This is a genomic window from Acinetobacter sp. NEB 394 (genome assembly GCF_013374795.1).
GTDB lineage: Bacteria > Pseudomonadota > Gammaproteobacteria > Pseudomonadales > Moraxellaceae > Acinetobacter > Acinetobacter johnsonii.
In genome coordinates, this window is record NZ_CP055277.1 from 2795621 (window position 1) to 2821880 (window position 26260).

The 26260-nt window shown below is 41.8% G+C and carries 19 protein-coding genes, 2 tRNA genes and 2 pseudogenes; 7 read left to right on the top strand and 16 right to left on the bottom strand.

Annotated features, from left to right (window positions below):
- The first annotated feature begins 84 nt into the window (after window positions 1-84).
- From HUK62_RS13515 to HUK62_RS13530, 4 genes and pseudogenes are all read left to right on the top strand, one after another.
- Window positions 85-468 carry a transposase gene (locus tag HUK62_RS13515; RefSeq protein ID WP_034589178.1) on the top strand — a complete coding sequence of 128 codons (384 nt, stop codon included), beginning with the start codon at window positions 85-87 and terminating at the stop codon, window positions 466-468.
- Entirely contained in the window at window positions 465-800 is a 336-nt protein-coding gene (tnpB, locus tag HUK62_RS13520) for an IS66 family insertion sequence element accessory protein TnpB (protein WP_171488378.1), read from the top strand. The genes HUK62_RS13515 and tnpB overlap by 4 nt, the downstream gene beginning before the upstream one ends.
- Window positions 801-874: 74 nt before the next feature.
- Window positions 875-2479, top strand: coding sequence for an IS66 family transposase (locus HUK62_RS13525; RefSeq protein WP_176538117.1), 1605 nt, complete (start codon window positions 875-877; stop codon window positions 2477-2479).
- Window positions 2455-2786, top strand: a pseudogene (locus tag HUK62_RS13530) (flotillin domain-containing protein); the annotation flags it as partial. The gene HUK62_RS13525 and the pseudogene HUK62_RS13530, both read left to right, overlap by 25 nt.
- A gap of 299 nt (window positions 2787-3085) precedes the next feature.
- Here the strand turns inward: HUK62_RS13530 and HUK62_RS13535 are convergent.
- The 10 genes from HUK62_RS13535 to sdhC all read right to left on the bottom strand — a co-directional run bounded on the left by HUK62_RS13535 (window position 3086) and on the right by sdhC (window position 15829).
- Window positions 3086-3460, bottom strand: a complete 375-nt coding sequence (locus HUK62_RS13535) for a hypothetical protein (RefSeq protein ID WP_228723701.1) — start codon at window positions 3458-3460, stop codon at window positions 3086-3088.
- Window positions 3461-3837: 377 nt separating this feature from the next.
- Window positions 3838-4728, bottom strand: a complete 891-nt coding sequence (gene sucD, locus HUK62_RS13540; protein ID WP_176538119.1) for a succinate--CoA ligase subunit alpha — start codon at window positions 4726-4728, stop codon at window positions 3838-3840.
- A gap of 11 nt (window positions 4729-4739) precedes the next feature.
- Window positions 4740-5906, bottom strand: coding sequence for an ADP-forming succinate--CoA ligase subunit beta (sucC, locus tag HUK62_RS13545; protein WP_005400414.1), 1167 nt, complete (start codon window positions 5904-5906; stop codon window positions 4740-4742).
- A 172-nt stretch (window positions 5907-6078) separates the two neighbouring features.
- A complete protein-coding gene (lpdA, locus tag HUK62_RS13550; protein ID WP_176538120.1) occupies window positions 6079-7512 on the bottom strand; it encodes a dihydrolipoyl dehydrogenase in 1434 nt (477 codons plus the stop codon).
- A 59-nt stretch (window positions 7513-7571) separates the two neighbouring features.
- The gene (gene odhB / locus HUK62_RS13555) at window positions 7572-8786 is read right to left on the bottom strand and encodes a 2-oxoglutarate dehydrogenase complex dihydrolipoyllysine-residue succinyltransferase (RefSeq protein ID WP_062033969.1); all 1215 of its coding nucleotides are present in this window, start codon (window positions 8784-8786) and stop codon (window positions 7572-7574) included.
- A gap of 16 nt (window positions 8787-8802) precedes the next feature.
- Complete coding sequence (locus HUK62_RS13560) at window positions 8803-11625, bottom strand: 2-oxoglutarate dehydrogenase E1 component (protein WP_176538501.1); 2823 nt, start codon at window positions 11623-11625, stop codon at window positions 8803-8805.
- Window positions 11626-12429: 804 nt separating this feature from the next.
- Window positions 12430-13140, bottom strand: coding sequence for a succinate dehydrogenase iron-sulfur subunit (locus HUK62_RS13565; protein WP_004982744.1), 711 nt, complete (start codon window positions 13138-13140; stop codon window positions 12430-12432).
- A gap of 14 nt (window positions 13141-13154) precedes the next feature.
- On the bottom strand, window positions 13155-15053 hold the full coding sequence (locus HUK62_RS13570) for an FAD-binding protein (protein ID WP_176538121.1): 1899 nt from the start codon (window positions 15051-15053) through the stop codon (window positions 13155-13157).
- A gap of 12 nt (window positions 15054-15065) precedes the next feature.
- The gene (gene sdhD / locus HUK62_RS13575; protein WP_004695554.1) at window positions 15066-15431 is read right to left on the bottom strand and encodes a succinate dehydrogenase, hydrophobic membrane anchor protein; all 366 of its coding nucleotides are present in this window, start codon (window positions 15429-15431) and stop codon (window positions 15066-15068) included.
- Window positions 15431-15829 (bottom strand): succinate dehydrogenase, cytochrome b556 subunit, encoded by a 399-nt coding sequence (gene sdhC / locus HUK62_RS13580; RefSeq protein WP_151836843.1) that lies wholly within the window; start codon window positions 15827-15829, stop codon window positions 15431-15433. The genes sdhD and sdhC overlap by 1 nt, the downstream gene beginning before the upstream one ends.
- Before the next feature lie 1027 nt (window positions 15830-16856).
- On the opposite strand from sdhC, the gene gltA reads away from it, so the two are divergent.
- Window positions 16857-18131 carry a citrate synthase gene (gene gltA / locus HUK62_RS13585; RefSeq protein WP_004695551.1) on the top strand — a complete coding sequence of 425 codons (1275 nt, stop codon included), beginning with the start codon at window positions 16857-16859 and terminating at the stop codon, window positions 18129-18131.
- 148 nt (window positions 18132-18279) lie between these two features.
- On the opposite strand, the pseudogene HUK62_RS13590 reads toward gltA, so the two are convergent.
- From HUK62_RS13590 to HUK62_RS13605, 4 genes and pseudogenes are all read right to left on the bottom strand, one after another.
- Window positions 18280-19807: pseudogene (locus HUK62_RS13590) on the bottom strand (NAD(P)/FAD-dependent oxidoreductase).
- A 72-nt stretch (window positions 19808-19879) separates the two neighbouring features.
- A complete protein-coding gene (locus tag HUK62_RS13595; RefSeq protein ID WP_176538122.1) occupies window positions 19880-20725 on the bottom strand; it encodes an SDR family NAD(P)-dependent oxidoreductase in 846 nt (281 codons plus the stop codon).
- 15 nt (window positions 20726-20740) lie between these two features.
- Window positions 20741-21697, bottom strand: a complete 957-nt coding sequence (locus HUK62_RS13600; RefSeq protein ID WP_176538123.1) for a metal-dependent hydrolase — start codon at window positions 21695-21697, stop codon at window positions 20741-20743.
- A gap of 183 nt (window positions 21698-21880) precedes the next feature.
- Complete coding sequence (locus HUK62_RS13605) at window positions 21881-22372, bottom strand: type IV secretion protein Rhs (RefSeq protein ID WP_125280003.1); 492 nt, start codon at window positions 22370-22372, stop codon at window positions 21881-21883.
- A gap of 219 nt (window positions 22373-22591) precedes the next feature.
- On the opposite strand from HUK62_RS13605, the gene HUK62_RS13610 reads away from it, so the two are divergent.
- The gene (locus HUK62_RS13610) at window positions 22592-24217 is read left to right on the top strand and encodes an NAD+ synthase (RefSeq protein ID WP_176538124.1); all 1626 of its coding nucleotides are present in this window, start codon (window positions 22592-22594) and stop codon (window positions 24215-24217) included.
- 114 nt (window positions 24218-24331) lie between these two features.
- Here the strand turns inward: HUK62_RS13610 and HUK62_RS13615 are convergent.
- Window positions 24332-24408: transfer RNA gene (locus tag HUK62_RS13615), tRNA-Met, on the bottom strand.
- A gap of 687 nt (window positions 24409-25095) precedes the next feature.
- Here HUK62_RS13615 and HUK62_RS13620 point away from each other — a divergent pair.
- Window positions 25096-26088 carry an RDD family protein gene (locus tag HUK62_RS13620; protein WP_176538125.1) on the top strand — a complete coding sequence of 331 codons (993 nt, stop codon included), beginning with the start codon at window positions 25096-25098 and terminating at the stop codon, window positions 26086-26088.
- 52 nt (window positions 26089-26140) lie between these two features.
- Here HUK62_RS13620 and HUK62_RS13625 read toward each other — a convergent pair.
- Window positions 26141-26217 (bottom strand) — tRNA-Met (locus HUK62_RS13625).
- Between the last annotated feature and the right edge of the window lie 43 nt (window positions 26218-26260).

Below are 26260 nucleotides of genomic sequence, written 5' to 3' on the forward strand. Positions count from 1 at the left end.
AAGCGTCCGCTGAACACACCTTATGAATTCATCCTATAAGCCTTAATTTAGTCCCCACTTAAAAACAAGTGGGGACTAAAATTTATGACTACAAATCACCAGACATCCATCGCATCTCTTGCGAAAAAACGAAGAACATACAGTGCTGAATTTAAACAGCAGATCGTTCAGGCTTGTAAAGCACCGGACGTTTCAATTGCTTCGGTCGCTTTGCAACATGGATTGAATACAAATCTTGTATCCAAATGGATTCGCTTAATTGATGGTAAGCCAGGGAATGATCGCTCACCACTACCGAATAAACCTGCATTTATTGCCTTATCTTGCTCTGCACCATTAGATCCTACTCCTACTGACATGTTAACGGTTCAAATTACTTTACCCCACTCAAAAGCAGAAATTGGCTTGAAATGGCAGACATCAGAAATACCTGCCTTGGCAGAATTACTCAAGGCACTTGCAACATGATCCGCATTGATGAAATCTGGTTGTCTACTCAGCCCATGGACATGCGTGCAGGTATGGATACGGCCATGGCTCAGGTGGTGAGAGCCTTTGGCTACATCAAACCGCATTGTGCTTACCTGTTCTGTAATAAACGTGGCCATCGCATGAAAGTGCTGGTACATGATGGACTGGGCATCTGGCTGTGTGCCCGGCGGCTGGAACAGGGAAAATTCCACTGGGCGCAGGTTCACCAGGGTGAAAGCATGGCGATCAGTCCGGAACAGTTACAGGCACTGATCCAGGGTTTACCTTGGCAGCGCATTGGACGACAGCAGGTGGTGACGATGCTCTAAACTAGGCTGGTCCATTCTGCTATTCTCCAAACGTTCTATTTCCTCTGCGTCATGACCTCAGGCATACTGCGGTCATGAATACGCTGCCAGACTTAAGCCAACTGACCCATGAACAACTGCTGGAATTTACCAGACAGTTGGCAATGCAGCATCAGTCTCTGGCACAATCAAATCAAGAATTAGAAAAATCAAACCAGCAATTGGATGCCAAAGTTCAACATCTTTCCATTCTCACGCAAAAATACGAGCATGAGCTCGCACTATTTAAACAGCACAAATTTGGCAGTAAAAACGAACATCTCACCGCAAAACAAATCCATCTGTGGGACGAAGCGGTTGAAGAGGATATCGCAGCAGTTGATTTGGAACTGGAGCGGCTGAATGCAGATAAAACCGATGCAGCGACACAGAAAGCCAAAACCAATAAACCTAAACGTCGACTGCTACCCGATCATCTACACACCATCCGTATTGAGCATGAACCTGCATCAACCCAATGCAGTTGTGGCTGCCAGTTACGTCGTATCGGCGAAGATATCAGTGAAAAACTGCATTTCAGACCGGCACAGTTCTACAAGGAACAGCATGTGCGTGGCAAATGGGTCTGTGATCAATGTGACACCCTGACTCAGCAAGCGATGCCCGCCTATGTGATTGATAAAGGCATTGCTTCACCTGAACTGCTCAGCCATGTGCTGGTATCAAAGTATGCCGATCATTTACCGCTGTACCGTCAACGTCTGATCTATCAGCGGGCGGGAATCGAACTTTCTAGATCAACGTTATCTGACTGGATAGGTCGCTGCGGTGTAGAACTGGAGCCTCTGGCCAATGCCTTAAAAGAGGTGGTGCTGCAACAGCGGGTGATCCATGCCGATGAAACACCAGTCACCATTATGCGGATGGGTGAGAATGATAAAAAACCGAAGAAAGGTTATGTCTGGGCCTATGCCACTACACAGTACAATCCAGTTCAGGCGGTGATCTATGACTTTCAGGATAGTCGTTCAGGCCAGCATGCTGAAGCGTTCTTGAAAGGCTGGCAGGGTTATCTAGTCTGTGATGATTACAGTGGTTATAAAGCACGCTTTAAATCAGGCCAGGTCATAGAGGTGGGCTGCATGGCCCATGCACGTCGTAAATTCCATGAACTGCATGTAACTGGGAAAAGTCAGGTCGCTGAACAGGCATTACTGATGATTCAGAAACTGTATGCGATAGAAGCAGAGCTCAGGAAAAAGACCGATAGTACAGCAGAACACCGCCGCGAATACCGACAACAGCACAGCCAACCGGTGATGCAACAACTGTATGAATGGCTCAACCAACATTATCTGACGGTGCCATCGAGTTCTCCAACCGCCAAGGCCATCAATTACAGTCTGAAGCGTTGGCCAGCCTTAAGCCGCTATCTGGATGATGGCAATCTACCTATAGATAATAATTGGGTGGAAAACCAGATGCGACCTTGGGCGTTGGGACGTAAGAATTGGCTATTTGCAGGTTCGCTGCGCAGTGGACAGCGAGCGGCAAATATCATGACTTTAATCCAGTCAGCAAAGCTGAATGGGTTGGATCCGTATGCCTATCTCAGTGATGTGCTGAAAAGGCTGCCGACGCATAAAGCGACCCAAATAGAAGAATTACTACCACATCGCTGGAAATCCAACTCAAATTAAAAAATAGGCATGGGGTTCAGCGGATGCTTACCCTGAGATCATTCGTGAAAGTGTTAAACCGATGGAAAACATTGATGACATCAAAATTCTACAGGTTAATGGTTTAGGCAATGTCGGTTCAGCTACAACTGGAGGTGATGGTACGGAATCTTCACAAGTTGCTTTGTCTGATCAAGTGGTGAATAGTGCGCTACGCTATCGTACCCAAGCACCACTAATCGATAGCTTGATGAATGAACTGGGGATTCAAGGCGGCGACATCAATGGTTTAACTCAAAGCTTAAAACCGCAAAGCAAAGCTCAATAGTAGTTAGACTTACAAGCAAAAAAACGCGATGATCTGTCGCGTTTTTTATCATCTACTTTAATATTCAACTTTCTACAAAATACATATTTCAGCTTTTAAAACGATAAACCTAAGAATTCACTCAGCACAGTAAGCCTATCATCTATTATAAAAACTTAAGTTATCTTCGTTTTTACTCGATTCACTCGCCATCAGAGAATTCAAAGAAGTAATGTAAACATCCTAGACCTTACAAATGAGTGAAAACATTCTAAACAGTAATGAAAAAAACTTTTTATGAATAAATAGAATTAAGCTATTTAGTGCAAACGCACCCAAAAGAAACGGATCAATTGCCCACGATCATAAGGAAAATTTGAAAGGTACTCATATCCCACATTATTTCTTTTGTTGACTTTAATTTCAATACCATACCCGAATGAAATACTGAGTACATCCAAGTCTGAACTGTGAAACTCCCCTGTTCCTAGTTTATAGCTCAAACCATCCGAGTTGAAGGCCGAATAGTTAAATACACGAATATATTCATTCTCATAAAAATCGTTATTGATCAATGTATAATCGTTTTCCTCTTCATCATGTTGTGCAGCTAACTGCTGATAATGGTGGAAGATATCATCACTCAAAGACTCCGGCAAATAGACATCTTCATTTTCAGCATAAGCGCTATTCATCGCTAATCCGAACAAGAATAAGCAGCGACAAAACAATAAATGAATCGGCTTCAACATCTACAATACTATGTCTTCAAAAGAATTATTTTAATTATGAATATAGCATAGTCTCCTATATAAACAGTGTACACCAAATATTTATCAATTCTCAGATTGTTAAGTACATAGCAAATCTTGCTCTAATTTAACCATTTTGTCTTTTGTCCTATATGGCTTTTTCAATGTGGCTAAATATAGTTTGCAGCTGAGATTAAACATTCTAACCCCCGTATTATTTTTATACAGAGAAATATATTAGGGCAAACCAATATGCTCTCCACAAAAAAGCCGTATGTGCAATTAAGACATACGGCTTTTTCCTTTAAAATATAAAAGGCTTAAACTAAACCTTTATCCTTTAAAAGTTGGAACATCGTTGAACCCAGTTCTGCTGGGCTACGCGTATAGGCCATCCCCGCCTTTTCAAATGCTGCAAACTTTTCTTCCGCAGTACCTTTACCACCAGAAATAATTGCTCCTGCATGTCCCATACGCTTGCCTTTCGGTGCTGTTACACCTGCAATATAACCCACAACAGGTTTAGTCACATGCGATTGAATATATTCCGCTGCTTCTTCTTCAGCCGTACCACCAATCTCACCAATCATGATAATCGCTTCAGTTTGTGGATCATCTTGGAACAGTTTCAAACAATCAATTTGGTTCATGCCCGGAATTGGATCGCCCCCAATACCAATACAGGTCGATTGTCCTAAGCCCAGTTTCGTCGTTTGAGCAACCGCCTCATAAGTCAACGTGCCTGAACGCGAGATAATGCCAATTTTACCCGGTTGGTGAATATGACCCGGCATAATCCCTATCTTACATTCACCCGGAGTAATAATACCCGGACAGTTTGGACCAATCAGACGGGTACCATTGCCATTAGTTTCTAGATAACGCTTAGCTTTGAGCATGTCTAAAGTTGGCACGCCTTCTGTGATGACCACAATCAGTCCAACACCTGAGTCAACAGCTTCAATAATTGAATCTAATACAAACGGGGCTGGCACATAAATCACCGTCGCATCTGCGCCTGTACCTGCAACTGCATCTTTCATCGTGTTAAATACAGGTAAATCTAAATGGGTTGTGCCACCTTTACCAGGAGTTACCCCACCAACAACTTTAGTTCCATAATCCAATGCTTGTGCTGAGTGGAACGTGCCGTTTTTGCCTGTAAAACCTTGTACCAATACTTTGGTGTCTTTATTAATTAATACGCTCATATTGATACTCCTTACGCTTTTACTGCAGCAACAATTTTTTCTGCGGCATCCGACAAGCCATTTGCAGAAATAAGTTTTAAACCTGATTCATCAAGTAATTTGGCTCCCAATTCAGCATTGTTCCCTTCTAAACGAACAACCACAGGTACGGTCACATTTACTTCTTGAACCGCTGCAATAATTGCTTCAGCAATCATGTCACAACGTACAATTCCACCGAAGATATTAATCAACACCCCTTGTACAGAGGTATCTGCCAGAATAATTTTAAATGCTTCAATCACACGGTCTTTGGTTGCACCACCGCCAACATCAAGGAAGTTCGCAGGTTGGCCGCCATAGAGTTTAATAATATCCATGGTTGCCATCGCAAGGCCCGCACCATTGACCATACAGCCAATGTTGCCTTCAAGCGCGACGTAGTTGAGGTCAAATTCAGACGCTTTCAACTCCCGTTCATTTTCCTGTGACTTATCACGTAGCGCAGCAATTTCTGGTAAACGGTACAGCGCGTTTGAGTCAATCCCCACTTTGGCATCGACACATAGGATGTCACCATTTTCACGCACAGATAACGGGTTAATCTCAAATAAAGCAAAGTCATTTTCAATGAATGCTTGATACGCAGCAGACATGACTTTCACAAATTGATTCACTTGACCATCTTTAAGGTTCAACTTAAATGCAACTTCGCGTGCTTGAAATGGCAATAAGCCAACCAAAGGATCGACTTCAACTTTGATAATTTTTTCAGGGGTTTCTTCAGCAACCTTTTCAATTTCAACGCCACCTTCGGTCGAAGCCATAAAGGTCACACGACGGCTTGAGCGGTCAACCACTGCACCTAAATACAGTTCACGCTCAACAGGATAAACATCTTCCGCGACAAGTACGCTATTTACAGGTTGGCCATGACTATCAGTTTGATAGGTAACAAGGTTAGTTCCGATGATGCTTTTTGCATATTCAGCAGCTTCCGTTGCTGACTTTACAACTTTTACGCCACCTGCCTTACCACGACCACCCGCATGCACTTGGGCTTTCATGACAGCAAATTTTCCGCCTATTTGTTCAAAGGCTTTTACTGCTTCTTCTGGAGTGGTGGCAAGTACGCCCTCTTGGACAGGCATACCATATTTTTTTAATAGCGCTTTAGCTTGATATTCATGTAAATTCATCGACTAACCTTTTTATTACTGCTTATTTACTTTTTGTTGCACCGAAGCTGTTTACTATCACAGTGAACATTTTGGATTTTTAAAACTTCTTGTCTTTATTTTTAGATGATTCTTCATGAGAAGACAACACCTGAAACAAAAAAGAGCGACCATAGTCGCTCTTTTCGTTGTCTTATTTGCGTTTACGCTGAATTGCGTGAATCGCTCGACCATCCACTGCAAGTGCAGCTTCATGAACCACTTCTGAGAATGTTGGGTGACCAAAAGTCATCAACTGTAGATCTTCAACCGAAGATACAAACTCAAGTGCAATCATACCTTGGTGTACGATATCAGACGCAGCAGGCCCAATCACATGCATACCCAGTAAACGATCTGTTTTTGCATCAGCAACAAACTTCACGAAACCAGCATTTTCACCCGCAGCCATTGCACGGCCGTTTGCAGCAAAACCGAATTGACCCGTTTTCACTTCGTGGCCTTTCTCGATCGCTTGCTGTTCTGTTAAACCGACCCACGCCGCTTCTGGGTGTGTGTAAATCACAGAAATGATCGTATCATAGTTCACTTGAGCTGCATGACCGTGAATGCGTTCAACAGCCATTACGCCTTCTTCCATTGCTTTATGTGCAAGCATTGGACCACGTACTAAGTCACCAATTGCATATACACCGTCAACAGAAGTCGCACACCAATCATTCACTTCAACTAAACCACGTTCAGTGAGTTTGATACCGCAATCATCAGCCAATAGACCTTCAGCGTATGCACGACGACCTACACAAACGATCAACTTGTCGAAAGTTTGAGTTTTGTCTTCGCCACCTTGGGTATACTGAACAGTAACTTCTGAACCATTGACTTCTGTACCAGCAACTTTAGCGCCAACACGGATATCAAGACCTTGCTTAGTTAAAAGTTTTTGGTAGTCTTTCGCCAATGCTTTATCAGCCATTGGTAAGAATGCGTCCATTGCTTCAAATACAACAACTTCAGCACCTAGACGACGCCATACTGAACCAAGCTCTAGACCGATTACGCCCGCACCAATCACACCTAAACGCTTAGGTACTTCTTGGAATTCTAGTGCGCCAGTTGAGTCAACGATAATGTTTTGATCAACTGGTGCTGATGGAATGTTAATTGGCACAGAACCCGTTGCAAGAATCACATATTTAGGCTCTAAAACTTGAGTTTCACCTTCGTGAGATACAAATTCTACTTTTTTACCTGCAAGTAATTTACCTGTACCTTTTAACCACTCGATACCGTTACCTTTTAAAAGGCCATCAATACCCATAGTAAGTTGGTCAACAATTTTGTCTTTACGTGCAAGGAGTTTAGACAAATCAAAGTTCACTTCACCTGTTGTAATACCGTGATCAGCTAAGTGATGCACTGTATCTTCATAGCGGTGAGAAGAGTCCAGCAATGCTTTAGACGGAATACAACCCACGTTTAAGCACGTCCCACCTAATGATGGTTTGCCTTTGTGAATACGTTTTTCAATACAAGCAACTTTAAAACCAAGTTGCGCTGCACGAATTGCTGCTTCGTAACCACCTGGGCCACCGCCAATTACAACAAGATCAAATTGTTGAGACATTTTTATCTCCAAAAATGGGCTTAGAGGATCGCTCTAAGCCCATGTTTTATTCTTTAGAATTAAAGGTCAAGGATCAATTTAGCTGGTTCTTCTAACAATTCTTTGATTGTTACCAAGAAACCAACTGCTTCTTTACCATCGATTAGACGGTGGTCATAAGAAAGCGCTAAATACATCATCGGTAAGATTTCTACTTGACCGTTTACAGCCATTGGACGCTCTTGGATTTTATGCATACCCAAAATCGCAGTTTGTGGTGTATTCAAGATCGGAGTCGACAACAATGAACCGAAAGTACCACCGTTGGTGATTGTGAACGTACCGCCAGTCATGTCTTCGATGCCCAATTTGCCATCACGTGCTTTGTAAGCAAAGTCACGGATACCATTTTCAACTTCAGCATAGTTCATGCGGTCTGTATCACGAAGCACAGGTACAACTAGACCACGCTCAGAAGATACTGCTACACCGATGTCATAGTAACCGTGGTAAACAATGTCATCACCATCAATTGAAGCATTAACTGCTGGGTAGCGTTTAAGTGCTTCAGTTGCCGCTTTAACAAAGAAAGACATAAAGCCAAGACGCGCACCATGACGCTTCTCAAATGCGTCTTTGTATTGTGCACGCATTTCCATGATTGGCTTCATGTTCACTTCGTTAAACGTCGTCAACATTGCAGTTTCTTGAGTTGCAGCAAGCAGACGCTCAGCAACACGCTTACGAAGACGTGTCATTGGAACACGCTTCTCAACACGCTCACCCACAGCAACACTTAATGGTGCTGCAGCTGGAGCTGCTGGCTTAGTTTGGTGATTTGCTACATCTTCTTTTGTGATGCGACCACCACGACCTGTACCCGCAACATCAGCAGCTGGAATGCCAGACTCAGTCAATGCTTTACGCACAGCAGGCGCTTGATCAGCAACTTGAGCACGTTCAACGACTGGTGCAGCACCCGCTTCAGTTTGAGTAACTGCTTGTTCTACTTTCGCTTCAGACTGAACTGCTTCAGTTTGCGCAGCGCCAGATACAGCACCTTCTTCAAACTGTGCAATCACTTCATTTGAAAGAACAGTGTCACCTTCACCTTTAATGATCGATGCAATTGTACCGTCAGCAGGAGCAACAACTTCTAAAACAACTTTATCTGTTTCAATATCACAGATCACTTCATCACGTGATACTGCTTCACCTGGTTGTTTGTGCCAAGTTGCGATTGTTCCGTCCGCAACTGACTCAGGGAATACCGGTGCTTTAATTTCGGTTGCCATTACTAAGAATCTCCTGTTATTCAGCTACGATCGCTAAAGCGTCATTTACGAGCTGAGCTTGTTGTTTTGCATGCAAATATGGTGAACCACAAGCCGGTGCAGCAGAAGCTTCACGACCTGCATAACTGATACGTACTGGTTTAGCCGACTTCATTACATCATCATATAGACGAGGAGCAATAAACAACCAAGCACCTTGGTTCTTCGGCTCTTCTTGCGTCCAAACGATGTCTTTCACATTTGGATATTGAGCAAGAACTTCAGCAATACGTTGTTCAGGGTATGGATACAATTGTTCAATACGAACGATTGCAGTGTTATTCAACTCTTGCTCACGACGTTTCTCAAGCAAGTCATAGTAAACCTTACCACCACAAAGCACTAAACGTGTTACGTCTGCTTTGTTGATGTTGTCGATTTCATCAATCACAGTTTGGAATGTACCGTTTGCAAGTTCACTTAAAGTAGACGTTGCAAGCTTGTGACGAAGTAAAGACTTCGGTGACATGATGATCATTGGCTTACGAATTGGGCGAATCGCTTGACGACGTAAAGCATGGAAAATCTGTGCAGGCGTAGTCGGTGTCATCACTTGCATGTTGTCTTCAGCACATAGCTGTAAGAAACGCTCTAAACGCGCAGATGAGTGCTCTGGACCTTGACCTTCAAAACCGTGAGGAAGAAGTAAGGTTAAACCGCACACACGCTCCCACTTGGTTTCACCTGATGCGATGAACTGATCGATTACCACCTGTGCACAGTTTGCGAAGTCACCAAATTGTGCTTCCCAAATGATCAAACTCTTAGGCAGAGTCGTTGCATAACCATACTCAAAACCTAACACCGCCATTTCAGACAACAATGAGTCATAAATAGCAGTACGTGGTTGATTTTCTTTGATATGGCAAAGTGGAATGTACGTTGAACCATCCACTTGGTTATGCAGTTTTGCATGACGGTGTGAGAAGGTACCACGACCAACGTCTTCACCAGTCAAACGAACCAAATAGCCATCATCTAAAATAGATGCATAAGCCAAAGTTTCTGCAGCACCCCAGTTCAATGGAATTTCGCCAGTTTGCATTTTTAAGCGATCATCAATCACTTTTGCGACTTGACGCTGCATCACGAAGCCTTCAGGAAGCTCGCGCATTTTGCGACCAAGTTCTTTTAGACGATCTTCAGAACATGTGGTATCCCATACGTCTGTATAGTCATGCCCTAAGTACGGTGCCCAATCTACAAACATTTTTGTATTTGGTTCAAGTACTAGTGCATTGGCAACATGCTTACCTGCTTCTAGATCCGAACGGTAATCTTCAACCATTTGATCTGCTTTAGCACGGTCTAATACGCTTTCTTGAACCAATTGGTCTGCATACAGCGCACGCGTTGTCGTTTTCTTGTTGATGACTTGATACATCATTGGCTGAGTTGCAGCTGGCTCGTCCGCTTCGTTGTGACCACGACGACGGTAGCAGAACATGTCAATGACAACGTCTTTACGGAAAGTATGACGGAAGTCATGTGCCAATTGCGCAACAAACAATACTGATTCAGGATCATCACCGTTCACATGGAAAATCGGTGCTTGGATCATTTTCGCGATGTCCGTACAGTATTCTGTAGAACGCGCATCACGAGGATCAGAAGTTGTGAAACCAACTTGGTTATTCACCACAATGTGAACCGTACCACCCACTGTATAGCCACGTGTTTGTGACATTTGGAAGGTTTCTTGGTTAACACCTTGACCTGCAAATGCAGCATCACCGTGAACAATTACTGGCAATACGTCATCACCACCAATGTCTTTACGACGCACTTGACGTGCACGTACTGAACCTTCAACCACAGGGCCGACGATTTCTAAGTGTGATGGGTTAAACGCCAATGCCAAGTGAACTTCGCCACCTTGAGTCATTACGTTTGAAGAGAAACCTTGGTGGTACTTAACGTCACCAGAACCTTTTTTATGTAAGCTCTTACCTTCGAACTCACCAAATAGGTCTGCTGGGTTTTTACCCATGATGTTTACAAGAAGGTTCAAACGACCACGGTGTGGCATACCAATGACCACTTCTTTACAACCTACAGAACCTGCACGCTGAATTAAAGCATCAACCATTGGAATGAAAGATTCACCACCTTCCACGCCGAAACGTTTTGCACCAACATATTTATTACCTAGGAATTTTTCTAGGCCTTCAGCCGCAGTTAAACGCTCTAATACGTGTTTTTTCTGTTCTGGAGTGAAGTTGAATTGACCACGTGCACCTTCAAGGCGTTGTTGAATCCAACGTTTTTCTTTGGTATCAACAATGTGCATGTATTCTGCACCAATTGAAGCACAGTACGTTGCTTCCATGGCTTGAACCATTTCACCTAAAGTTGCTTCGTCTTTACCAATCAAAAGATTACCTGTATTGAATACAGTGTCAAAATCAGATTGGGTTAAGCCATGTGCAGCAAGGTCAAGATCTGGCACGATTTCACGTTTTGCCAAACCTAAAGGATCAAGCTTCGCTTTTTGGTGACCGCGGTTACGGTACGCTGCGATCAGTTGTAGTACGCCAATTTGACGACGTTCATGTTCTGTACTAACAGAACTTTGTACCACTGCTTGAACACGACTTGAATTACGACCTAGTAATAAGAATTGCTCACGTACATTGCTGTGTGGTTGATCACCTTTCGGGTATTTATCGAAGTATGCACGCCAGTCAGCTTCTACTGAGTCTGGTGCAGCCAAGTACTGCTCATAAAGTTCTTCAATATACGCTGCACTATCAGCGGAAAGTTCAGTGTCAAGACGCAATGCGTCAGCAACTTCTTGCATTTGTGGACCCATTTCCTATTGCAAAAACATTTCAGGATGCTTTTTAAGCGAACCCATGATTAGTAATGTCAAATTGGTAACATGACATTAGTCCCCATAAGGCGGATGCCATGAGGCGTTATCACTACATTAGAATTACCCAATGTGACAATGAATCATAACGCCCTCAGCGGCATCATCACTCATTCATACCCGGCCAAAACCGAGCAATTTTTTGCAAATCGACTTAGAAAAAATAAGGCATTGCATTATTTTTTCTAAAGCGACTAACCCTTCATTTATACTCGCTCTAATGCGGCTTAAATGTTGAATTAATGTACATATTTAGCGCGCATTTTTTAAATATAAATGTGCAAAAATTTTAACATACTCCCCATATTTCAATTGATTTTTTTGACACATACCTTTCATAAATTGGCGAAATACACATATCAAAATTTCATCTAATATATGGTGCTTTAAATAAAACCGAGTTTCAACGTAGACCAAAGTCTACTCCAAAAAACACATACGAAAAGAGAGCATCATCTTTCAATATGCCCTCCCCATCAACCACATACATCTTAACATCTTCATAACTTTTTTTGCAGACTCATACTTGCACTTATTTATGACATTTGTTTTAAATCGCCGCGCTTTTCACCAATCTGGTGCAATTTATACAAAAGCCACCTATCACAAACAAAAATAGTGCCAACCTCACACTTTCACTCAACTTTATTTTTTACAGCAAAAATCTCGCTATAAAATAAAAAAGCACACCCTAAAGGTGTGCTTTTTCTAACTGATAAATCAGCTTACAGATTAACCCGCAGCATCTAAAAGCATGTTACGGATGTGACCGATTGCTTTAGTTGGGTTCAAACCTTTAGGACACACTGATACACAGTTCATGATGCCTTTACAACGAAATAGCGAGAATGGATCGTCTAGACGAGCCAAACGCTCTTGAGTTGCTGTATCACGAGAGTCGATGATAAAACGGTATGCATTCAACAACGCTGATGGACCCAAGAACTTGTCTGGGTTCCACCAGAATGATGGGCATGAAGTTGAACAACATGCACAAAGAATACATTCGTATAAACCATCTAGGTGTTCACGCTCTTCAGGAGACTGTAAACGCTCTTTTGGCGGCGCAGGTTGGTTGTTGATCAAGAATGGATGAATTTTGTTGTACTGATCGTAGAACTGATTCATATCCACAACTAAATCTTTAACCACAGGCAAACCAGGTAAAGGACGAACTGTAATCACTTCTGGTAAGTCGTTTAGGTTCCAAAGACACGCTAAACCATTTTTACCATTGATGTTCACACCATCCGAACCACAAATACCTTCACGGCATGAGCGACGGAATGTTAATGATTCATCCTGTACTTTCAATGCAAGAAGCGCATCAAGCAACATACGGTGCTTATCAGTCAATTCTAACTTGAAAGTTTGCATGTACGGCGCTGCATCCTTATCAGGATCGTAGCGGTAGATATTAAATGTACGAGTACCTCTACTCATCTTACTTCTCCCAATTAGAATGTACGTGGTTTAGGTGGAATTGCAGCAACAGATAATGGCTTGTAACGTACTGGCTTGTACTCAAGACGGTTATCGCTAGAGAACCATAATGTGTGCTTCATCCACTCCTCATCACGACGACCATATGGGTATGCTGGATGATCAGGCGACTCTTCAAAGTCTACAACCGTATGCGCACCACGGCACTCTTTACGAGCTGCTGCTGAAATTAATGTCGCTTTAGCCACTTCATACAAGTTTTCAACTTCTAAAGCTTCTACACGCGCTGTGTTAAATACTTTAGATTTGTCTTTCAAGTGAATGTTACGTACACGTGGTTCAATCGCAAGAATCTGCTTCACACCTTCTTCAAGAAGTGCAGTTGTACGGAATACACCAGCATGGTCTTGAACGATGTCACGAATTGCATCTGCAACTTCTTGAGCATTTTCACCTGTAGATGAGTCATCTAACTTACGGATACGTGCAACAGTTTGCTCAAGTACAGTCGTAGGAAGTGGTTGGTATTCATCACCGTGATGTTTAGTCACGTAGTCGATGATGTGCTCACCCGCAGCTTTACCAAATACAACCAAGTCTAGTAGCGAGTTCGTACCTAAACGGTTTGCACCATGTACAGATACGCAAGAACACTCACCAATTGCATAGAAGCCTTTAACAGGTTTCGTAAAGTTACGATCGCCCGCATTAGTCGAATAGATATCGCTATCTTTGTCATAATGTGCTGCAAATGCTTCAGTTTCAGAACCTTCAGGCACAACCACTTGACCGTGGATATTCGTTGGAATACCACCCATTTGGTAGTGAATTGTTGGTACAACTGGAATTGGCTCTTTGGTGATGTCAACGTTCGCGAATTTCTTACCAATCTCAAATACAGATGGAAGACGCTTCATGATCGTTTCAGCACCTAAGTGCGTCATATCAAGCAAGATGTAGTCTTTCTTCGGACCACAACCACGACCTTCTTTAATTTCTTGGTCCATAGAACGTGATACGAAGTCACGTGGCGCCAAGTCTTTTAAAGTTGGTGCATAGCGTTCCATGAACGGCTCACCTGCATCGTTACGAAGGATTGCACCTTCACCACGACAACCTTCAGTTAACAATACACCTGCGCCAGCAACACCCGTTGGGTGGAACTGCCAGAATTCCATATCTTGCAATGGAATACCTGCACGCGCAGCCATACCAAGGCCGTCACCAGTGTTGATATAAGCATTGGTTGATGCACGGTAAACACGACCCGCACCGCCTGTAGCAAACAATGTCGCTTTGGCTTGGAATACTGCAATTTTACCTGTTTCTTGGTCAATTGCTGTTACACCAAGAACATCACCTGCTTCGTTACGGATTAAGTCAAGTGCGATCCATTCAACAAAGAATTGTGTACCCATTTTCACGTTGCTTTGATAAAGCGTGTGAAGAAGTGCGTGACCTGTACGGTCAGCAGCAGCACATGCACGTGGAACCGCTTTTTCACCGTAGTTTGCAGAGTGACCACCAAATGGACGTTGGTAAATCGTACCGTCTGCGTTACGGTCAAATGGCATACCCAAGTGTTCTAACTCATAAACCACTTGTGGCGCTTCACGCGTCATAAATTCGATCGCGTCTTGGTCGCCTAACCAGTCAGAACCTTTAACAGTGTCGTAGAAGTGGTAGTGCCAGTTATCTTCTTGCATGTTACCAAGAGATGCACCAATACCACCCTGCGCTGCAACTGTGTGCGAACGAGTTGGGAATACTTTAGTTAAAACAGCAACTTTCAAACCAGCTTGAGCAAGTTGGTAAGACGCGCGCATACCTGAACCACCACCACCAACGATGACAGCATCGAAAGTTTCGTGTGGAATATTTGTGTAATCTTCTTTAGGGGTTATAGCGCCCATGATCTATTCCTATCAATTCGCCCAAAAAATCTGGATTGCCCAGATCGCATATGCAAATACAGCAATAATTACTGCTGAAGTCAGTACAAGGCGTAAACCTGAAGCTGAAGGACCCATTTGACGAGTAGTCACATAATCCGTGAATACCTGCCACATACCAATCCAAGCATGTGCAACAAGAGATAAGACGGCCAATAAAGATAAAATCTTCATTGGAGCTGTCATCATAAAGCCGTACCACTGTTCATAGCTAAAACCGCCATTGCATAGGATCCAACCTAAAACAACAACTGTATAAACCGCTAATACGACAGCACTTACACGTTGGATAAACCAATCGCGAGAACCTGAACCCGTTAAACCAGTAGCACTTTTCATTAGATAACAATCCATACAAATGCCGCAACGATACCGATTGCAGACAAGATCAATGAAATAGTAGCTGCGATACGACCACTTTGCAGTTCTTCAGCAATACCGATATTTGCAAGTAAGTGCTTAACACCCGCAATAAAGTGGAAAATTAAGCCGGCTACAAATACCCATACGACAAAACGCACAATGAAGCTATTAAAAATAGCCTGAACTTGAGCAAATCCTTCAGGCGAAGACAATGACTTGTCTAAAATCCATAGAAGTACCGGTACGAGTAAAAATACGATGACACCTGATAGACGGTGTAAGATTGATGCAATAGCCACAGGGGATTTTAAGTTTACTTCTAAAACTTGACCCATGGACAAATTGACAGGTCTGTTGCTTTTCACAGCGGGCATCCTGTAAGTAAAAACTCCATCCGGAGTTTGTTGGAATTAATTCGAAGGAAAGCTGGCATTGTTCAGCAGCTACTTTAAAACTCTAAATTAAATAGCGTTTGAACTTAAAACGACACTGAATTATAAGACGTGAACTATCAAAATACAAACAATGCCCTTGGCCTTTTTGCATAAAAATTATTTAAATAAGAATCATTAACACATAGATAAATACCTTGCGCTACAATACTTTAGCTTCAAATCTCAGCTATATGGTTGGTTTTTATAAAATAAACACCAAATTCAAGCGCTAAAATTTATACAAAAACGGGCAAATTCGACTTTAGACTAATGATGCACAAAAAAGTCTTGTTTTAAAAACTGGCTAATTTCACTGCTTTATTTTAATCATTTTTTATTTATATATAAAATGTTCATTATTTTATTTTAATATAGTGGCATAAATATGCATGATGTTGGTGCAACAGATTAATCCCCTACAAGATTGAAATATCTCGTAATAAATTTTAATTAAAACAATTTTTTCACATCCGTATAAATAAAAAAAGTGACTTATATATCGTTTTCGAAATACCAAATAAGCTATTTTTTATACAATTAAATCATTTTTTTTGAGTCACTTATTGTTTTTAACAATGACTACGAAAGCAGCATTTTCTTTTTAAAATGATGCGTAAGTTACGAGAATCATAATAAATGTAAATATATGACGACTTGAATTCTGTTTCTTTTCAAGCGCTTTTTTCAATATAAAACTGCTTACAATTGCGCCAGCAACATTTTTTATTTATGCACTTGCTCCTTGAATTAACTTATTATAGTGTGGCGGTGCTGTGATTTTATGCAAATTTTAATGGATTAAATCTTAACTATAACTTCGGAAGTCATCATTTTATCCATAAGTATAATTGACAAAATTTCAGCACTCTCTACTCTTAGAGCAAATTTTTAATCCGTCTGATTCGTGCATTAAAAGATGAGTATTTCGAGTCAGATAAATCATTCACCAGGACAGGAGATCTATTGAATGTCTGAAGCAACTGGCAAAAAAGCCGTTTTACAGCTTGATGGCAAAGAAATTGAATTACCAATTTACAGCGGCACATTGGGCCCAGATGTAATCGACGTTAAGGATGTATTGGCCGCAGGTCACTTCACTTTTGATCCTGGTTTTATGGCTACTGCTGCATGCGAGTCTAAAATCACTTTCATCGACGGTAACAAAGGTGTGCTTTTACACCGTGGCTACCCAATCGACCAGTTAGCAACTAAAGCTGACTACTTAGAAACTTGCTACTTACTTCTCAATGGCGAGCTTCCAACAGCTGAACAAAAAGAAGTATTTGATGCTAAAGTTCGTAACCACACTATGGTTCACGATCAAGTTAGCCGCTTCTTCAATGGTTTCCGTCGCGATGCTCACCCTATGGCGATCATGGTTGGTGTAGTTGGTGCGCTTTCTGCGTTCTATCACAACAACTTAGACATCGAAAATGTTGATCACCGTGAAATTACAGCGATTCGCTTAATTGCTAAAGTACCTACTTTGGCTGCGTGGAGCTACAAGTACACTGTAGGTCAACCATTCGTTTACCCACGTAACGACTTAAGCTACGCTGAAAACTTCTTATACATGATGTTTGCTACTCCAGCAGACCGTGATTACAAAGTAGATCCGATCCTTGCTAAAGCAATGGACCGTATCTTCACGCTTCACGCAGACCACGAACAAAATGCTTCTACGTCTACAGTACGTTTAGCTGGTTCTACTGGCGCGAACCCATATGCATGTATCGCTGCGGGTATCTCTGCACTTTGGGGCCCTGCTCACGGCGGCGCGAACGAAGCTGTTCTTAAGATGCTTGATGAAATCGGCACTGTAGAGAACGTTGCTGACTTCATGGAAAAAGTGAAAACTAAAGAAGTTAAACTCATGGGCTTCGGTCACCGTGTGTACAAAAACTTCGATCCACGTGCGAAAGTAATGAAAGAAACTTGCGACGAAGTTCTTGGTGCGCTTGGCATCAACGATCCACAGCTTGCTCTTGCTATGGAACTTGAACGTATCGCTCTTTCTGATGAATACTTCATCAAACGTAACCTTTACCCGAACGTAGACTTCTACTCAGGTATCATCCTTAAAGCGATTGGTATCCCGACAGAAATGTTTACAGTGATCTTCGCGCTTGCACGTACTGTTGGTTGGATCAGCCACTGGTTAGAAATGCACAGCGGTCCGTACAAGATCGGTCGCCCTCGTCAGCTTTACACTGGCGAAGTTCAACGCGACATCAACCGTTAATTCGGTCTGCGTTGATAGACAAAAAACCACCCGCATGGGTGGTTTTTTTATATATTGAACTCTAAACCTACCATTCATGAATCACACCCTTAAAGTATTAAAAGGCCTGAACAGACTCAGGCTGTTTTTAATATTTAATGTAGCTACTTTAAGCTTCAACAACATCGTAGTGTTTTAGCTCAAGCACAGATAAACGTTGCTTTAACTCGGCCAAGGACCACGGCCAAGCCGCGAAGTTACGCCCATTTTGATCTAAATAATAGCTTGAACAGCCACCTCGGTTAAATACTGTGGTTTTCAAATGGGTTTGCACCTTGGCATTGTGATAACGTAGAACATCTCGCTTGACCATCATACGTTTAAAGCCTTGCTGCTTCATTTTTAGTAAACCATCAACAATATACTGAATCTGCGCTTCAGCAATGCCAATAAAAGAGTCATAAACCAAGATATTTGGCCCCAATACCAAAAAGGCATTCGGCACATTTTCCAAACTTGTCCCCAAGTACGCTTCTGGCGAACTATCCTTCCAAAGGTCGGCCAATCGCTCACCTTGAGCATTCCATACACGTTGGCCAATTGGAGGATGTGCCACTTCAAAACCAGTTCCCCAGATAATGACATCGACCTCAAATCGCTCCCCATTTGCCGCAATGACACTCTGCCCATCAATCTCGACCAAATCTTGTGGCAACAACGTTACATTGTCTTGTTGCAGTGCAGGATAATAGTTATTGGCAAATAAAAGTCGCTTACAGCCGATCGAAAAGTTAGGCGTTACGGCTTTACGTAAGGAGTCATCCTGTATTTGCAATTTTAATAATTGACGGCTTAAAACATTGACTGGCTCCAGCAGTGATGGGTGGCGAAGCCCAAAGTTGATCCCATTTAAAATACTGGAAACACTCTTCCTCCAGCCTTGCTGAATCATCGGGAATTTAGCCACCAGCGACCTCACGCTAGCATTGAGCTGCATATCCGCTTTGGGCAAAACCCACGGCGCAGTCCGCTGAAATACGATCAACTCTTTCGCCAACGGCTGAATTTGTGGAATAAACTGAATGGCAGACGCACCTGTTCCAATCACTGCAACCCGCTTTCCAGTTAAGTCATAATCATGTTTCCAACGGGCTGAATGGAACATTTCTCCTTTAAATCCTTCTATCCCTTTAATGTTAGGTAAGGATGGTTCTGTAATCGGCCCTGTGCTAAAGATCACGGTTCGTGCTTGATATGGTTTCGAGTTGCCAAATATTCGTCTCATCATTCCACTTGGCACTGAGCAACTCATGCTGAAAGCGGATTTTGTCTTGCAATTCAAACTGTTCAACCACCTGTTCCAAGTAACTTAAAATTTCAGGTTGTTTCGCAAATAAATGGCTCCATTGATGACTAGGTGCAAGGGAAAATGAATACAACGCCGAAGGTACATCACAGCCACAGCCAGGGTAATTATTATCACGCCACGTACCACCGACTCTCTCCGCCTTTTCTAAAACCAGATAGTCCTGATAGCCCACTTGTTTCATTTTATAAGCCGCAGCAATGCCCGAAATCCCAGCCCCTACAACAATGGTATCGTAAGTATGTACAGCTTTAGGACGAAGCACAGCCTTTTTACGGGTCTGCTTAGGTTCAGCTTCCGTACTTTTTGACGTGGTAGTTTGATCTCGCATTTGATCAGACGGCGCTTGCACATCTGCTTGCTCTATCTCTAATTGCGTTTCCATATTCATTTTTCTCTATTCTTATTTTGTGATTTGATTAAACAGTGGATAACCCAAACCTAAAAGCTTGATGTATAAGCTTGGTGATGCGCGCTTCATCCACCAGAACAATTTGGCATCGGGTTGTGGAATGGTATAAAGCTTGCCTGCATCTAAGCGATTTAATGTTTTTTTGACTACAGCATCACTGGTGGTAAACGCATGGTTCATCAGCAGTTTGTCAGCCAGTCCAGAATAGCGACTTGGCAAACGCCCATTCTTCATAATATTGGTCGGCACCAAGGTCGGACACAGCACATTGACTGCAATGTTATAAGCCTGAAGCTCTGAAGCTAAGGTTTCTGATAGTGCCAAAACACTAGACTTGGTCACGTTGTATGCTGTCATCTCAGGGGCTGCGGTATAGCCCGCTGCCGATGCCACATTGATAATGGCACCAGAACCTTGCTGTTTAAATTTGGGTACAAAGTAGTGACAACCATGAATTACCCCCCACAGGTTGACATGCATACACCACTGCCAATCCTCCAGCGACACCTCATCAAACTTACCACCTAGCCCAACTCCCGCATTATTGATGAGCAAGGTGACAGGATGTCCCAAAAGCTGTTCCGATTGCTCCGCCAAAGCGTGTACAGATTCTTTTAATCCAACATCACAATGCACCGCATAGGCTGACGAAGATGTCATCGACTGAATCAAATCTACAGTCTCCTGTGCTGAGCTTAATTCAATATCTGCACAGATGACATCACCACCGCGTTTTGCCAGTTCCAGTGCAAAGCTACGACCAATTCCACTACCTGCACCCGTTACAACTGCGTAGGCCTTTTGACTTGGTTTATTTTTTTTACTCAACAGTGCCATGTCATAACCTCCTTTTTATGATTTCAGTACTGGAGTAAATTCTTTGGTGAAATAGGGGGTTAACACTCCTGTTTCAGGATGTAGTAAGCGCTCTTTGTAATAATCTAAAAATGCAGAAGTGTCATAATCATTCGGGTGAAAAGTCGGGCGTAAATAATCAAAAATATGCTTCCAACTACTGCCATAAACACCTCGTTTCAGCCCAAACAAGAGGCTGAAACTGCGCGGTACATCCTTCCAATAGCTGAAACTCACCAAATTAGACGGTTTGCGATAAAACGGGACAAAAACTGACGCCACGGAAATCAGCAGCAAAATGGTGATAAGAGCTGGGAAAAAACCCGCAATACGTAAGACATAGTTATTGGAAAGTGATTGAAACACATCATATGCAATGTCTTTATGCTCAGATTCCTCTAGCATGTGCCACATCCAAATCGCCCGTTGCTTTTCGTCTTGAGAATCGAAAAAAATCTCTTCATGGTTCATCATGTATTCAGACAGCACTGCGGTAAAATGTTCAATGCCTGCCATCAAAGACAATTTCATCGGCTGTGGTAAACGGTTAAAACCGTAGTCAAAAACGATTTCGGCTAAATAACGAAAAATGCCAACGGGTAAATCAACCTGTTTAAAAGTATCGTTCAATTCTTCATGTAGCTTTGAATGCAGTGCCTCCTGTCCAATTAAAGAAGTCACACGTTGTTTTAATACAGGGTCTGAGAGGAAATCGCGGTGATAACGGGCGGTATCAATCACCAAATCTTCACCATAGGTCAGAAAGATCGAGAGTGATGCAAAGTAAGCACTCGCTAGCTCCGCATTTAAGTAAAATTTAGGATCAATTTTCTCAGCATCAAAGTCAAATTTCATATGCCGAATCGGAATAATCGCAGACTGTTTTTCAGCATCGAATACGGGTCCTGCAAAAATTTGGCTGGCTTTGCCTTTCAATGGAAGAGCGATACGCATAGGACATTCCTTCTTATTTTTAGCTCATTTTTCAGGCTCAATCTCACGATTTTTACCTGTGCTTTGCATTCAAAATAAGAGTCCGCTTCCCCTATGCCACTGGCATTTTTCTTCAAATGATTTGCAATTTATGACTTTAAAATCTGTTGTCTAACAATCACTCTACAGATTTATCTATCGGGGTCAGAACGAGGCTTTGTGTGCCACAAAGGGAATACACTGCTCATAGGCTGAGCACTCTTCGCCATAGTGTTTTTTGAGAAAATAGTCTTGCACCATTTGCGCCTGCTGTTCAATGCCATAGCTTAAAAACTGCTTGCCTTGTTTTAACGCATAACGGTATTGACGGTTAAAAAGTGCCTTACGGACTACAGCGAGTCCCTGCTGAATTTGCCAAACATGCGTCAGCTCATGAATCAACCAAGCTTGTTGATGAATCGGTTGGTCGGCAAAGTTTTCGCACCAGTCTTTGATATTAAAATAGACATGTCCATTGGGGCTAATCGCATAATGAGGCAGCACTGCCCGATGCGCGATAATTCGAACCGAATCCATGTTCAGACTGTTCCCAAAAATACTGCTGGCAAACTTTTTCTCCCCTTCAGTCAAGGGCCGATTTTTAAGTTCAAACTTTTGCTGTATTTTTTGTAAAAGCGGTTGAAACCACACAATCACACTCCATTAAAGACATTAGAATAATTTGTTCTTTTTAAGGACATTTACGGATTTTTTTTAGAATATCCCTTAAAAAAAATCGCATTTCGTATATAGTATTCGCACTTATTATTGATTAATACTTCTATTTGTTTATCGTCACTTACACCACGTAGAACTTATAGCTATAACAAACTCAATCGTCGTGTATATCCCTATAGGTATAGGATTTAGTTGGAAATGAAAAGTTTTAAAATTGCACTTGCACAGTTCTCTCCGCACATTGGCAACCTTGAAGCAAATGCCCAAAAAATGTTGGAGCAGGCCAATGAAGCAAAAAAACAAAATGCTGATTTAATTATTTTTCCAGAACTTTCGAGCATTGGTTACCCAGCAGAAGATTTACTTCTACGTCCAAGCCTAACCAAACGCACGCAACAAGTTTTTGAACAACTTAAAACAGTAAAAGACATTGTGATGGTCTTTGGTTTTGTTAATCAAACCGAAGATGGCCAGCGCCACAACGCCGCTGCGGTCATGAAAGATGGACAAGTTTTGGGTGTGTATAACAAACAAAACTTGCCAAACTATAGCGTATTTGATGAAAAGCGTTACTTCACCGAAGGGCATCAACACCTTGTTTTTGAATATTTAGGGCATAAGTTTGGTGTGTTAATTTGTGAAGATGTTTGGTCACTTTCAACAGTACAACAATTGGCACAGCTCAATGTAGAAACGGCTTTGGTCTTAAATGCTTCACCATATGAAGTCGGTAAGCCACAGCACCGCGTTGAAACCATGTCTGCACTGGCGAAACAAATGAACCTCAACTTGGTTTATGCCAACCAAGTCGGCGGTCAAGACGACCTGATCTTTGATGGTACAAGCTTCGTGATTGCCAAAAATGGTTCGGTTGTACTTCAAGCTGAAAGCTTTAAAGAATCTCTGTATTTCGCTGAATACGAAGCAGAACAACAAACCTTTAAGGCCAATGCTCTGCCGCCTGCTTTAGACACTATGGCAGAGATTTATCAAAGCTTAGTAATGGCGACCCGTGACTATGTACAACGCTCAGGTTTCCCTGGAGTGATTTTGGGTTTATCAGGCGGGATCGACTCAGCTCTAACTCTTGCAATTGCAGCCGATGCGATTGGCTCCGACAAAGTCCAAGCCGTAATGATGCCATATACCTATACCGCTCAAATCAGTGTAGAAGATGCTGCTGAACAAGCGAAGAGTATGGGAGTGACTTTTGGGATTGCTGAAATCAACCCAATTGTGAACAGCTTTATGCAAACGCTTTATCCGTTCTTTGGTAACAGCCCTGCAGATGCAACTGAAGAAAACTTACAAGCGCGTGCCCGCGGTACACTGCTGATGGGTTTATCCAACAAATTTGGTAATTTGGTCCTGTCTACAGGCAACAAATCAGAATTGGCGGTGGGCTATTGCACGCTCTATGGTGACATGGTCGGTGGTTTTGCCGTACTGAAAGATGTGTATAAAACCATTGTGTTTGAACTTGCGAAATACCGTAACAGCATTTCAGACAAGCCCGTGATTCCTGAGCGTGTGATTACTCGTCCACCTTCAGCAGAGCTACGTCCAGATCAAAAAGACCAAGACTCTTTACCACCATATGATGTGCTAGATGCCATTTTATATGCCTATATCGAAGAAGATATGAGCCAAGATGACATAATTGCCAAAGGCTTTGATGCTGAAGTGGTTGCAAAAGTGATTCGTTTGGTCGATTTCAATGAATACAAACGTCGCCAAGGCGCAATTGGTCCGCGTATCAGCTCACGTGCATTTAGCCGTGAACGTCGCTACCCGATCATGAATGGCTGGAAAGCTGGCGTATAAGCAATTTCTCCAATAAAAAAGCCCAAACATTTGTTTGGGCTTTTTTATATCGATGATATTCGAATTTTTTACGCACAAAAAAAGAGACCAAGCTGAGAGCTTGGTCTTTTAAAATGGTGGCTATGACGAGACTTGAACTTGTGACCCCCGCATTATGAGTGCGGTGCTCTAACCAACTGAGCTACATAGCCGTAAACTGTGGGGGCATTATCTATACATATTAAACACCCGTCAAGCCCCACCCCACCCCAATGATCAGCATTTAAACAATTGATAATTAAATGTTTAAAATTAATACATATTTAGTAAAAAAACATAGGGCACAATAGCTAAATATATAAAGAAAATTATCCTTACTCAGATCAAATCCTTGCTTATTGCTACACTCATAACAGCACTAAATGCATGCCAGCTCGTGAGTCCAACCTTGGTCAATTATAATCACGCTCACATGGATATTGCCAAATGAATCATCAATCAACACTTACAGAACATGCAACAAAAACGATGCATGGCACAGCTCAGCAAGACCTGACAACGCTTATATCATGTTCAAAAAGATCACCATATAAGCAACTTGAAATTGCAATGCTAAATGCTATGCGCAACTAAACTGAACAAAGAATAAAATTACAGGCTAAAAAATAAATTTTTGCAGAATAATGTACTGCCTATATGCAGATCCAAAATAGCTTCCAAGGATTAAAATTGCAGAAGTATCAACTCAATGTAAATAAAAAGAATCTCTTCGAATTATTGATTTCATCTCTACAATTCTGTAAAACAGCTCACTATTTAATAAAGTGATTAAAACTTGTTAATTACTGATTACTTTTAACATCAAAACCAATAATTTTATAACAGCATGAGTCATTATTTTGGATAATACAATTGAAAATGGTGTATCAACTGATACACAACCTTATATTGCAGGCTTTTGGCGTAGGAGCTTCGCATTTATCATTGATGCTTTGCTCATCGGTGCTTTCTGTAACATTATCTCTAGCCTATTAGGTAAATTTCCTTATGAATACCCTATACTCATAACATTAATTGGTTATCTTTTCGTTATTCTATACTTTACTTATTGCAACAGCGTTAACAATAATGGACAAACAATCGGCAAAATTATTCAATCCATTAAAGTTATCAAACTAGATCAGCAGTATCTCAGCCTATCCGCCTCATTTTTACGCTCGGCAATTTTATATGCCCCTTTCTGCTTAATGTCTTTTACGCTACTTTTTCACCCAGTATTGAATAGCATCTTTACGATACTTTTAGGCAGCTTACTGATTTCTATAATTTATTTATATATTTTTAATCGGAAAAATCGCCGCTCTATTCACGACTATCTAGCACACACAATTGTCATAAAAAATGGGGTTGAACCTAAGACTATTTCTACAACATGGAATGTACATTTTTACATCGCGACTATTTTAGTTTTCATTTTTTCAGGGTTACAAGTTTGGAACAGTATTACAAATGACCAAGACTATATTCCTATTTCTTTACAAAATCTAAAATTTAAGGAATTAAGCCAATTTGATTATGGTTATCTCATCCTTCCTAAAAATGAGGAAGGTATAAATCCAACTCAACATTATTATTTAGCCACGATTACCGATCCTAATTTACTCAATAATCCAAGTTATGCTGAAGAATTTGCACAATATATTTTCAAATTAGAACCACGTCACCGTGCAAAATATCTAGAAAATTATGTTCAACTCACCGCTCGCTATCAATTTGGGTTAATTTCAAAAAAACGTTCTTCCACCTATTTAATTGAAACAGATGATCAGCAGAAAATTACTGCTCAGGAAGTTTCTTCACAACAACAAACGCAAATTGGAGGTGGGTATTAAGCCCAAAATAAGGACAAAAAAAGACCACGTTTTGGAACGTGGTCTATAAAAATGGTGGCTATGACGAGACTTGAACTTGTGACCCCCGCATTATGAGTGCGGTGCTCTAACCAACTGAGCTACATAGCCGTAAACTGTGCGCGCATTATGTGGTTTTCTTACCAGTACGTCA